The organism is Bacillus sp. S2(2024), assembly GCF_050474045.1.
Lineage (GTDB): Bacteria > Bacillota > Bacilli > Bacillales > Bacillaceae_G > Bacillus_A > Bacillus_A yunxiaonensis.
The window spans coordinates 1,320,615-1,333,196 of the sequence record NZ_JBFLUS010000003.1 but is presented as its reverse complement, the minus strand read 5'-3'; the positions used below and the strand labels follow the sequence as shown (position 1 = coordinate 1,333,196).

The 12,582-nt window shown below is 36.1% G+C and carries 10 protein-coding genes; 1 reads left to right on the top strand and 9 read right to left on the bottom strand.

What is annotated here, in order from left to right; all coding sequences use genetic code 11:
• Positions 1 to 16: 16 nt before the first annotated feature.
• From AB1284_RS06820 to AB1284_RS06790, 7 genes are all read right to left on the bottom strand, one after another.
• Complete coding sequence (locus AB1284_RS06820; protein ID WP_429750659.1) at positions 17 to 838, bottom strand: ABC transporter ATP-binding protein; 822 nt, start codon at positions 836 to 838, stop codon at positions 17 to 19.
• Positions 839 to 861: 23 nt separating this feature from the next.
• A complete protein-coding gene (locus AB1284_RS06815) occupies positions 862 to 1,839 on the bottom strand; it encodes a FecCD family ABC transporter permease (protein ID WP_429750661.1) in 978 nt (325 codons plus the stop codon).
• Entirely contained in the window at positions 1,836 to 2,867 is a 1,032-nt protein-coding gene (locus tag AB1284_RS06810; protein WP_429750663.1) for a FecCD family ABC transporter permease, read from the bottom strand. Before AB1284_RS06810 ends, AB1284_RS06815 begins: the two co-directional genes overlap by 4 nt.
• Before the next feature lie 13 nt (positions 2,868 to 2,880).
• Entirely contained in the window at positions 2,881 to 3,843 is a 963-nt protein-coding gene (locus AB1284_RS06805; protein WP_429750665.1) for an ABC transporter substrate-binding protein, read from the bottom strand.
• Positions 3,844 to 4,082: 239 nt separating this feature from the next.
• Positions 4,083 to 5,180, bottom strand: a complete 1,098-nt coding sequence (locus tag AB1284_RS06800; protein WP_429750667.1) for an alanine/ornithine racemase family PLP-dependent enzyme — start codon at positions 5,178 to 5,180, stop codon at positions 4,083 to 4,085.
• Positions 5,181 to 5,194: 14 nt separating this feature from the next.
• Positions 5,195 to 7,000, bottom strand: a complete 1,806-nt coding sequence (locus tag AB1284_RS06795; protein ID WP_429750669.1) for an IucA/IucC family protein — start codon at positions 6,998 to 7,000, stop codon at positions 5,195 to 5,197.
• Positions 6,984 to 8,177, bottom strand: coding sequence for an MFS transporter (locus AB1284_RS06790; protein WP_429750671.1), 1,194 nt, complete (start codon positions 8,175 to 8,177; stop codon positions 6,984 to 6,986). The genes AB1284_RS06795 and AB1284_RS06790 overlap by 17 nt, the downstream gene beginning before the upstream one ends.
• 130 nt (positions 8,178 to 8,307) lie before the next feature.
• Here AB1284_RS06790 and AB1284_RS06785 point away from each other — a divergent pair, with 130 nt between their 5' ends.
• Positions 8,308 to 10,287 carry an IucA/IucC family protein gene (locus AB1284_RS06785; RefSeq protein ID WP_429750672.1) on the top strand — a complete coding sequence of 660 codons (1,980 nt, stop codon included), beginning with the start codon at positions 8,308 to 8,310 and terminating at the stop codon, positions 10,285 to 10,287.
• A gap of 235 nt (positions 10,288 to 10,522) precedes the next feature.
• Here AB1284_RS06785 and AB1284_RS06780 read toward each other — a convergent pair whose 3' ends face one another.
• Positions 10,523 to 11,437 (bottom strand): TIGR03943 family putative permease subunit, encoded by a 915-nt coding sequence (locus AB1284_RS06780; RefSeq protein WP_429750674.1) that lies wholly within the window; start codon positions 11,435 to 11,437, stop codon positions 10,523 to 10,525.
• Between the two features lie 12 nt (positions 11,438 to 11,449).
• Complete coding sequence (locus AB1284_RS06775; RefSeq protein WP_336482945.1) at positions 11,450 to 12,430, bottom strand: permease; 981 nt, start codon at positions 12,428 to 12,430, stop codon at positions 11,450 to 11,452.
• Between the last annotated feature and the right edge of the window lie 152 nt (positions 12,431 to 12,582).

Below are 12,582 nucleotides of genomic sequence, written 5' to 3'. Positions count from 1 at the left end.
TTTTCTCAACAGTTTTTTAACCAACAATTCTTTCTTCTTGTTTTTCTTTTTCCTCAGAGAGTAAAGCATACGGTGTACACATATACGTCATAGCAACTGGATCATATATAACACGCGCTTTCACACCAAACACTGTTTCAAACAGCTCATCATTTAATACATCTTTTGGTGCGCCTTCCATTGCTTTATTTCCATCTTTAATCGCAACAAGGTGATGTGCATATTTGGCCGCGTGATTTAAATCATGTACAACCATTACGACAGTTCGATTTTCTTCTTCATTTAATTTTTTCAATAGCTCTAGTATTTCTAACTGATGGGCCATATCTAAATATGTTGTAGGTTCATCTAATAGCAATAACTCTGTATTTTGCGCAAGTGCCATCGCAATCCAAACCCGCTGACGCTGTCCGCCTGACAATTCATCTAGTGTACGTTCTGTAAATTGATTCATTCCAGTTACTTCAAGCGCCCAAGTAACCATCTCATAATCTTTCTCTGTTCGTTTTCCAAGTAATCGTTGATGCGGATAACGACCATGCCAAACAAGTCCTTCTACTGTTAACCCTTCAGGTGCTGTCGGGGATTGTGGTAAAATAGCTAATTTCTTTGCTACTTCTTTTGTTGGCATCGTATGAATTGTTTTTCCATCTAAGTATACATGCCCCTTTGTTGGCTGCAGCAACCGTGCTAATGATTTTAAAATTGTTGACTTTCCACATCCATTTCGACCAACAAGTGCTGTAATTTTCCCTTCTGGAATATGTAAATCAAGATGATTAATAATTGTTTGATCTCCGTACGTAAGCTCCAATTGTTTCGTATGTAAACTTGTCATCTTGTTCACTCCTTATTTTTTATTTATGCTGTTTTTCTAATTACCAGTAAATATATAAAATACGGTGCTCCAATAAGTGCTGTTATAATTCCAGCCGGTATTTCAATTGGCGGAATTATAATTCTCCCTAGCATATCTGCCCCAGTAACAAGCAATGCCCCAAGTAATGCAGAAACTGGCAAAAATAATCTACTATCTGAGCCAACGAGCAGCCGCGCTGCATGCGGAATAACAAGTCCTACAAAACCAATTGTACCTGCTACCGCTACTGAGCTTGCTGCTAAACCAACTGCTACACCGATAAGTACAAGACGAACAACATCAATTCGCATTCCTAACCCCTTAACAGTTTCTTCATTTAATAATAAAAGATTAATTTGTTTATAACTCATAAATGTAATTACCGCACCAAGCAAGGTCCAAGGCCATAGCATTTCAACATGTTGCCAAGACCTTGCATATAAACTTCCTTTTAACCATACGAGAGCTTGTGAGGAATCAAGTGCAAATTTCACAATAATAAACGTAATGAGCGCATGTAACCCCGCAGAAATTGCAACGCCGCATAACGCAAGACGCTCCGGCTTTACTCCTCCTTTTTGATACGATAAAGCATATACTAGTAAACTCGCAAGCATTGCCCCGACAAATGCAGCAATAGGGAGCATAATTGGCGGCACATTTGGAAACATAAGCAACATCATAACAGCTGCTAATCCTCCGCCAGCAGAAATCCCAATAATGTCAGGTGCAGCAAGTGGATTACGTGTAACACTTTGTAAAATGGTCCCTGATAATGCCATGTTAATTCCAACTAAAATCGCTATGATAAGACGTGGTAAACGATATTTTATTACAACACCTTTCCCTGTCATCATTCCTTCTATAATATTAGCAATTGGTGTTGGTACAGCTCCAAGCCGTAAACCAAGTAGAGCAACTGCAATTAACAATATAATCCCTACTATCATAATAATCGTAAATCGGCCAAACTTCTTCATTTGACAGCACCTCGCTTTCTTCTCATTAAATAGATGAAGAACGGTGTGCCTAAGAGTGCGGTTATAACGCCAACTGGTGTATCAGCTGGATAAGAAACCCACTGCGCTGCAAAATCTGCTATGACAAGAAGGTTTGCACCGAGCAATGCTGAAAATGGTAAAATAATTCGATAATCTTGACCGACCAGTTTTCTCGCAACATGCGGAACGATGAGTCCAATAAACCCAATTGGTCCCGCTACCGCAACCGCACTACCAACAAGAAGAACAATTAAAAACGCAAATATTCGCCGAATACGAAGAACGTTTATACCAAGTCCACGTGCAGTCTCTTCACCAAGAGATAAAATGTTCAATTGATTTGCTAGAAAAAAAGTAATGATTGTAACAGGAACTGCCGATACTAACATCATTTTTATATCTAGCCAATTTGCTCCTGATAACTTCCCAGCCATCCAATATAAAATTTCTGTTAGTTGCGTTTCATATAATAAAATTGCTCCAGTTGTTAATGATCCAAGAAATAGACTAACTGCAATGCCCGCAAGCACAAGACGTGAAGGTGTATATTCACCGAGAAACGCTAATGAATAAATGACGCTGCCGCCTACTGCGGCCCCAAGAAAAGCTGCTAGTAAAATAACGAAAGTCGCATCCTTCTCTCCAAACACTAAAAGGGCAATCACAACAAAACAAGAAGCCCCTTGATTTACTCCCATAATTTCAGGATCTGATAAAGGATTCCGTGTAATCCCTTGTAATAGACATCCCGCTACGGCTAACGCTGCTCCAAGTAGAGCTCCTAATAGTACACGCGGCACACGTACTTGCCAAACAGTATAGTAAATTAAATTTTTTATATCTATTGCAAATACTTCTGATATGTTATGAAATGATAATCCTTTTACACGAAATAATGCGGAGAGGGCTCCAAACATTACTAATAGTAGAAAAAAGAAGATAAATTGCAAAGTAGAAGAAGCATACGGACTTGATGCCCGTCTGCTTCTAATTTGTGTATGATACAAAGTCTCCAACTCCTTATTTAGAAGACTGACCTGTTAATGCCGGAATCGCCTCATCTAAAATTTTATCTGCCGCAATCGGTCCACGCCCGCGTGCCCAGAGATTACGATCAACATCAACTACATGCTTTTCTTTCACTGCTTTTAAGTTATTGTATAGTGGATTATTTTTAAATTTCTCTACATTCTCACCATATAAGAAAATATAATCCGGGTTAATTTCATTTAGACGTTCCATCGTAATTTTTGCAATTTCTGCCTTGCCCTCTGTTTTTGCTTTTTCTCCTTCATATGCATATGTAGCGCCAATGTCTGTCATTAAAGAACCAATAAAGGAATCTTTAATCCATACAGAAAACTCATCATCAAAAGCTCCGATTACAAGTACTTTTGGATTTCCTTTTACTTTCTCTTTTGCCTTTGAAATTTTATCTTGTAATTCTGTTTTAATTTTTTGGGCTTCTTCTTCTTTTCCAACTGCTTTTGCAATCGTATCCATATTTTTCATTATTTCTTCATAACTGTTGTCATCGAACGCAATTGTTGGTGCTATATCTTTTAATTCTTTTTGAATCATATTGTGGCGATCCTTACTTGCAATAATTAAGTCTGGTTTCACAGATGAAATGACTTCCAAATTCGGAGCCTTTCGCTCCCCAACATCAGTTACTTTTGATACTTTATCTTGCAAATATTCTGGTATTTTCGTTTTTCCTACTCCCGCATTCCCAACTGGTGTAACACCTAAATCCGTTAATGTATCAATAAATGAAAAGTCAAGAGTTACTATATTTTTCGGTGTTTCTTTTAACTCTGTTTCTCCCCATTCATGTTTAATTTTTACTGAACCTGTTTGATTCTTTGCTTCCGCTTTCTCTTCTTTCTTAACTGTTTCTTTTGCTTCCCCACTGCAGCCGGCAAGTGCTCCCACCGTTATTGACATAGCTATAAGTAAAGTACTAAGTTTTTTTCCTTTCATTATGTAATCCCCCGCTTAAATAATATTGATAATCATTATCATTTAATATAATAGCATAATTTTAAAAATTGTCTACCATTTATTGAAAAAATATTCGTAACAATGATTCACACATTCTCCCGTTCTAACCATTTTCCTCTCGAAATTTAAAGACAATTAGCAGTAATTCCCCCATCTCAAAAGTCAGGAAAAAGCAAAAAAAATAAGTGGGGGATGAAGCCCCCACTTATTTTTTTGCTTTATAATATAAGCGCTTTTTGCAGTACATCATCATATACATATTCTTTTCGTACAAGTGAAGAAACCATACCGCTTTGCAATGCACTGTACGCCGGAACAAATGTCATTTTATCCCCTATGCGGTGCGGTGTACTATCAGTTATATCAACAATTAAATGGTCACTACTTCCACCAAGAATTTCAATATTCCTATCGAAAGGTCGTAAACCACTAATATCAAGATCCTGCCTTCCTATTGCAACAATCGCTCGTAGTCGCTCCCCTTTATCTTCAAAATACGGAACTTGACCAAATGCATCTTTTCCAATAACGCCTTTTGGCATAGATGGCTTTCTTTTTATTTCAATGATCTCTGCTTCAATTGAAAATACATCTTGGTACATAAAAGAAATATTTTTTCCATACGCTGTTTCTTTCCCAAGAAAAATAGCTTCTCCGATCCGTAAAGAGTTAACACGTCCAATCTGTTTTCTTTGCATGATAAGTGGTAACGAACTTGAGTTACCACCTGAGATAAACCGAAGCTGTTTTCTAATTTCCTTTTCTACTACTTTTGCTAATTGCGTTAATTCTTGTAAAGAATGTTCAGTTGGAATAACACCGCTAAAGCAAGTAAAGTTTGCTCCAATACCATCGAGTATAATTCCTGGTATATTCGACACTCTCTGCGCTGCTTCCACCACTTCATATGGCATCATTCCTTCTCGAAGATCACCTAAATCAACCATTAGAATCACGCGGTGCGTTGTTCCGTATCTTCTCGCTGCTCTTCCTAATGCTTCTATGATACATAGTTCAGAATTCAAACTAATATCTGTCCAAAGAACCGTTTCTTCTACTTCTGACAAAGCTGGTGCACGAATTAATAAGAGCTCAGCTTCTTTTCCAGCAATAGAACGAAGTTTATAAAGATGCTGTAATCTAGAATCAGCAAATTTTGTATACCCTGCCTCTTGAAGCGTTTCAATCACTTCTTCTGCAGCGCCGACCCCTTTTGTTACAGGAAAACATATAATATTTGAACGCTCGCATAATCGTTTCATTATCATGGCATTATACTTCAATTTTGAAAGGTTTACTTTCATGATAGGCAGCATTTTCGTTCCTCCTACTACATACAAAGTGGATTTTGAAAACTTGTATATAAATAAGATTTTGCTTGATCTTGTATTCTCATTGAGAACAATGCTTTCGTTTCAATTTGCTTTGCAAATATAGCTGCCTTTTGCTCTTCGGTTGCATCTACCATGTATTCTTCAACAATAGCGGCAACAATTCTCCATAACTCTTTTTCCTGTACGTCATCTATTGAGTGAGCTAACGTAAATAATACATCCCCAAAATGGTTTTGCAGTACCGAATGAATAAACTTGTTATAAACCTCATTCATATCATCTGTAAATACGACTGCTTCTTTAACCTCAGCAATATCAACTACCTCCGCTAATGTCTTCTTATGAATTCTCACTCCTCCTAAATCACGTACAAAAATACGTTGGACCTCCCCGCCTTTTGTAACAATAATAGAGTTTTGCATATGTCCTTCTAAAGCGATTCCATATTGTAAAACTAGCTGCAGTAAAGGAACCATGACTTTCTCAGTGTAATGGGCAACATAGTGAAACACCTCTTTTTTACCAATCGTCTCCATTCCGAAATATGTACGCATCATATCTACAATAATAGGCTCTCCTTCTTTTAATGGATTGCTTGCTGTTAAACTAGCTCCAACCCATAGTAACTCTCCCTCTTGCTTATATACATTTGGACTTTCTCGTAAAACAAATGCTAGATTTCTTCCTAAATGAAAATCATTATTTTTTGTAAAAGTAGCTCCAACTCGTTCACGAACGACAATTACTGATTGTGATAGCTCTTTTTCTTTTGCATAAATCTTATCAAATAGCGTAGAAAGAATTGGCCCATTTACAGTTATTTCTGGTGATACCGTCCTAACTGCACTTGTTGCTTGTGCCCGTACTGGAAGCTTCACATGATATGGTAACTCTAGTAGATTCATTGTTCGAAATGAAAGCGTTGCTCTGGACGAAAGCTGATATGGGATCGGAATAATACGTCCTTCCTCTAAATCTTCCCCATACTCCTCTGTTAGTACATGCTTATATTGCCATGGATGAACAAGAAATGGATAATAGTCTTCTATTCTGTTTCTTCTGTTTACTAATAGGCCAGAAACTGTTTCATATAAATCTGGTAAATTTTTATATAATAAAGGTTTTTCAAAGCTATCTCCTGTAACTACTGTTACATCTTTATGAACAAGCACTACATATAACGGAACAACTTGCTCAAATTCAGGAGCATAACGTTTTACTTCTTCTTTTGATAAACCAAGTTTTGTTTTTGTGGAAGGATGCAGTGGATGCCCTTCGATTACTAATGACTCTGTATATAATAATTCGTCAAACGACATACATTTTTTTAGTTCTTCAAGGAATTTGCATAGATTATTTGGTTTGTATTTTGCAAAAAACATCACATTTGTTGCAAGCTGCTGTTTTGCCCATTCTTGTTTTTGTTCCCAGGCTTCATAAGCCAATTCTAAGTTCTCTACGCTGTTCTGTAACTCTTTCTGCAAGGAATCTGAAACATGAAGCTGAAAGAATGGTGCTACTTCTTCAAAAAACATTTGTAATGACTCAATCCATCTAACATGCCCTCTTACTTTAAACCGAAGTGGAAAAGCAAATTCGTACCGTTCAAATGCTCCTTCTTGTTGCACTTCTAATAATAATTCTGCTTCATTCATACAATCTATAATTTCAATACCATAATCATGCTTTAGCACCGCACAGCTTTCTAATAAATTTTTTTCACGAATTAACGCATTACAAAAACGATTTAAAATACGATATTCCGCTTGTACTTGATTGGATTGTTTAATTTGAATGGACAAAATTCTTCACCTTCCTGTTTTGTTTTTTCACTTTTATATATTGAAATACAAATGGAATCATACATAAAATACCCATCATCACAAATGTTTCAGAAATCCCCACATATTCAATAGCATAACTTACTACAATCGAACCGAGTGGAATCATTCCTCGATCCATTAATACAACACTAAGCATGAGTCCTCGTTCTTCTTCACGAACTTTGTTTTGAAAATACACACGGTTACTAGAGCGTAACAGCTGTCCAAAAAGGCCGATAAAAAATAATAGTATAAAAAACACAAATGTATTACTAATAACGAGGAGCGCTATACTAATGGAAAACATAACTAAACTCGTGTAATAAATCTTAATTTCTGAAATATACTCTAATACTCTAGGAAGAATAATAGTTGCTATAATGGCACCAATTGCCGCCGAAGACATCGCAATACCAAATACTTCTGCTTTTCCAGTAAATTGATGAGAAACAAGTACAGGTAATACAGACGTATACGAAAAGCCAAAAGCCATTGTAATCATTGATGTGATAAAAATATTTCTTCCCCTATGATCATGAGAGAAATATTGAACAATTTGTTCCCAGCTTGCTTTTTTCTTTTCTTTTCGTTTTTTCATCGTTTTATCTTTCATTGGTAATACGAGGATGAATGCAATAAGTGAACAAGCTGCCTGCATCATAAATGTAAGTTCAATATGTCCTCCTGCAATTAAAAATCCAGCTACTGCAGGACCTGTCGAACGACAAGCATTCATCACAAACGAATTCATAGATATCAATTTGCTAATTTGATTATTCGTATCAATATCCGAAAGAAGCGTATTTCGATTTGGTGTTTCTAATGCACTAATGACTCCTCTTACAAATGAAAAAAGAATAAAAATAAGAAACGAAGGCGTAACAAACACAACATAAATAGCAAGTAACGTTGTAACTGCTAGCCCCCAGAATGAATATGACTTCATTAACTTAATACGCGGATACAGATCACAAAGCTTCCCTGCATATACACTAAACAATGCAATTGGAATGAGCCGTACAAAGTTTATCCATCCTAAATATGTAGCACTATGATACAAATCATAGACGTACCAATTGATTGCAGTCATTCCAAGCCAATTCCCCATAAATAAGAAAAATGAACTACTAAAAAAGAGTTTACGAATACGAACCACCTCGAATTTTTTTGTTGCATTTTTAAATGTATCTTTTATAATTGATATTGATTATCAATATCATCTCATTAACAATATAAAATATTCTTATTTTTTTGTAAAGATTAAAAACTTGAGAAAGGTGGTTTCTATGCATCTCAATAAATTTCAAACGTTAAAATTAGAGGAACAAAACTTACTTTCTTTTTTACAACAACATCACGCACCGCTACATAAAAACTATCAACAAATGATTCGAAAAGGACGAGCTGGTATACTTGAACGATTACTATCGTCCTTCATACGTGAAAACATATGTAACATTACAAAAACTGGAATCGAACTTCGAAAACACGAAGGAGTATTTGCGCCATTTTCAGAACATCGTTGTCCTGACTATTTACTAGACTATATAAACACTCATATTCATCTATTTGATGAAATTTCAATGATACAGGGACTATATTTCAAGGGCCAAAATGCATACCTACTTATACCGATTCAACACATATATGCTTTTGAACGACCGGTTATATGCGGGCCGTATATTTTCGTATCACCATCTAGCGCAAATGAAATTACACATCCAAATGAGGTATTGACATTACTACTACATGAAGATTGGCAAGGATCACATTCCTATTTTCATATGTTTGAAGATGATGTCACTAATAGCGCTGCCAATTTAGCTCTTGCTTATACTTTTCATGAACAAACTGAAAATTCTTCAACACTACAAGCTGCTTCCCACGCACAAGATTCCTATGCCTTTTTTGAACAGCTTGTTATAGAAGGTCATCCTTGTCACCCTGGTGCCAAAATGCGAAAAGGTTTAAGTCCTGAAGAAACCATTGCGTATTCAGCAGAGTTTAAAAATACAATTCCATTACGATTTGTAGCCGTACATCAAGATTATATAAGTTCTGCTTTTATGGAAGAACAAAATTGGAATGCATTATTGTTTTCTTTTGAACCTGTACTCCAAGTAGAAGCAGAAATAAAACTTGGCGATAAAATAGATGACTACATTCTATTACCAATTCATCCATGGCAAGCTACTCATACGTTACGTGAAATTTTTAGTGATGAACTCGAAAAACAAGTCATCATTTTATTCGATTATGAAGCGAATTATTTAGCGGGCATGTCATTTCGTACAATCTTCCCTGCACAATATGAAACGATTAGACCGCATTATAAACTAACAACAAATATTCATTTAACAGGAGAAGTGCGGACGTTATCTGAACAAACCATTCATAACGGACCACTTATGAGCAATATTTTAAAACAAATTGTTACTACGGAGACGATGATTGACGAAACTCGCTTTGTTCCAATTATGGAGCGAACTGGCGCTCATTTTCTTCATCCAAATGACCTAGACGAAGAAACACAAACATTGCGAAGTGAAAATCTCGCTTGTGTCATTCGCGACAATATTCATACTTATGTAAAACATGATGAATGGGCCATTGTTGGTTCTGCCCTTGTCGCTTCTGTACACGGCGCAAATAGACCAGTTATAGCAGAACTAATTGAGTTGTATAAAGATAGTCATGACCTACCATTACACGATGCAATTGTTCTGTTTATTGAAAAATATGTAACAAATGCTCTTACCGGCTTTATTCCGCTCATGGTTAAATACGGTATTGGTTTAGAAGGTCATCTACAAAACACAGTACCTGTATTTAAAAAAGATGGCACACCAGACCGACTACTTGTACGCGATTGGGAAGGTATTCGAGTTCATCGTGGTCGTTTACAAAATGCAGGATTTGATATAAACATGTTTCATCATAAATCAAGAATTTTGGTGGATAATGAAAAAAGTATGCGTAATAAAGTGTTTTATTCTGTCATACAAAATCACTTTGGAGAATTATTTTTACATATTAGCCAATTCTATCAGCTAAATGAACAATTGCTATGGAATATTGTAAAACGAGTCTTGCACAATATTTTTATAGATTTACAAAGAGATTCTAGCAATAAAGAGCATGCAATATCTGACTATGCTGTCTTTTTTGCAGATAAAGTAGATTATAAGGCCTTAACTCTTATGCGTATGATGGGAGAAGCACATGCCTATTTTTATGTGAAAGTTAAAAATCCATTATGTGATTGAATGAAAATGAAACTTCCATCAGTGGGGCTTTCTTCATCCCCCACTGATGGAAAGCTCTCACCAATCGGGCACATGCCAGCAGTTATCTCCCACCTATCTTTTTTGTTTCTCAGAGCCTTGGGGTGGGGGTCTTACTGCCCTTAAAATAACGGGATAAACTGTGAAGTTAATTGTGAAGAACCTTTAATCTGATATACAAATTAAGATGAGCTCAGTTACGGGCTCATCTTTTTGTTTATGGTATTAAATTCTCGTATACATACGGTTGCTTCGGAGCTTCTATTTTTTCTACTTTATTTGCTTTTACAAGTGGAAATAAAGCTCCTCTATAGGTTGTCTCATCTAATGTTCCAGTAATCGTAACCCACGTTTCATTTTGTAATTTTGTAACTCCTTCACCGGAAACAATCATTCCATAAACGGTAGCATCTGCTATGCAACACGTAATACCGTAACGTGCAACTACAACTTGCGCTCCTTTCACGTCTGTATCACGGTATACAAACCCAGAAAAATTAATTTCTTTCCCTTTAAATCCAATAACATCACGACTAATAATATCCATAGCATCCATATAGTTTTTATCATTTATTTGTATGCTTTTCTTTTCTAACAAGTTCTTTTCTAGGTCTTCGGATGGTGCTTGAGAACTTGCTTGAGAACTTACTTGAGAACTTGCTTGAGAACTTACTTGAGAACTTGGTACATTAGCAGTTTGCGGTTCCTCTCCATCTACTAATAATCTCTTCCAATCGTCATTTTCTTTTTGTGGCTTCGTTTGTGTACTTTGATTCATTCCACGCTTGGCGGCAACACTTCCGTCAAGTGATACACTCGAAAATAAAAAGGCACTGATAATAGGTATAAGAAATAATCCATAAAAGAAGCAAGTTCCTATTTTCGTTTTTGGGAGCACATGTCCCTCACAGCAATGACATGCCTTTGACTTTTCATTTCCACTTCGCCACACTTGTAAACAACCAAGTAGTAAAGACACAATTGTTGCTATATAAGTAAGTTTCACCATACGCGGTGCAATAAAGTTATCAATATGCCCCGTAATAAGCAGTTTGAATAATAGCATCGCAAATCCAATCAATATAATGCCGCGAATATAAATATGAAATCCTTTTTTCTCCTGCTCTTCCACCTTCTCCGCCTCCTATTTCATGGTAAGTTGAACGATAACATATACACTAATCGTCACAATCGCCATAAACAGAAACACAAACTTCTTTTGAAAATATGCAAATAGCATAACAGTATTTTTCAAATCTACCATTGGTCCGAACACTAAAAAAGCGAGAAGAGCTTTTGTTGAAAAAATGTGACCAAATGATGCTGCAATAAATGCATCTGCTGCAGAACAAAGAGATAAAACATAACCAAGGGCCATCATAACAAGTGGAGAAATGAGATTACTGTTCGCTAATTCGGCAAGAAGGTGACGATCTAAAAATGTTTGAAATAAACTAGCTAAAAATGCACCAATTAACAAATATTTTCCTGTACTAAAAAACTCATCTGCTGCATGCGAAGCAACCTCCTGCCAGCTTCTCTTCGAATGTTTATGTTCACTTATCACACCGCTTTCTTTCAATACATTCTTGTCACGATATAAGTAATAAACAATACCTCCAATACATATAGCGACAAGAAAAGCGAGTCCAAAACGAGCGTATACAATTGTAGGGTTCATGCGAAACGCATAGAATGTTGAAAAAAATACAACCGGATTTAATATAGGGGCGGTAACAAGAATTACCATTCCTACATGAAGAGGTAATCCTTTTTGAATCAGTCTTCTTATAATTGGAATAATTACACATTCACACATCGGAAATAATACACCAACAAATGCTGCTGGAAACATGGCAACAATAGGATGTTTAGGCAACACTTTCTTTATCACGTCTTCTGTCACGAATACTTGAATAACCGCTGAAATGAATACACCAATTAATATGAATGGAACAGCTTCAAAAAAAATACTTAAAAAAATTGTATTTACATTCATCCACGTTTTAGGGATCAGTGCTTGCAACGATGATACATTTGTAAAATCAACAAAAAATAATAAGAACACAAATAGTGCGATTAACATTGTACCCATAATTTCTCTAGAAATCCGTGCAAGTGTCATCACAATCTCCTCCTTTATATTTTTAGCTCATGTTCAACTAGCAATAAAGTGAAACTTCCATCAGTGGGGCTTTCTTCATCCCCCACTGATGGAAAGCTCTCACCAATCGGGCTCTTATGGGCCGTTAACTTCCATCTAGCTTCTTTGCTTTC

Coding starts and splice junctions, on each gene's coding strand:
- AB1284_RS06800 (WP_429750667.1), bottom strand. CDS start 5,180: ATGCTGCCTATCATGAAAGTAAACCTTTCAAAATTGAAGTATAATGCC.
- AB1284_RS06820 (WP_429750659.1), bottom strand. CDS start 838: ATGACAAGTTTACATACGAAACAATTGGAGCTTACGTACGGAGATCAA.
- AB1284_RS06785 (WP_429750672.1), top strand. CDS start 8,308: ATGCATCTCAATAAATTTCAAACGTTAAAATTAGAGGAACAAAACTTA.
- AB1284_RS06815 (WP_429750661.1), bottom strand. CDS start 1,839: ATGAAGAAGTTTGGCCGATTTACGATTATTATGATAGTAGGGATTATA.
- AB1284_RS06805 (WP_429750665.1), bottom strand. CDS start 3,843: ATGAAAGGAAAAAAACTTAGTACTTTACTTATAGCTATGTCAATAACG.
- AB1284_RS06775 (WP_336482945.1), bottom strand. CDS start 12,430: ATGACACTTGCACGGATTTCTAGAGAAATTATGGGTACAATGTTAATC.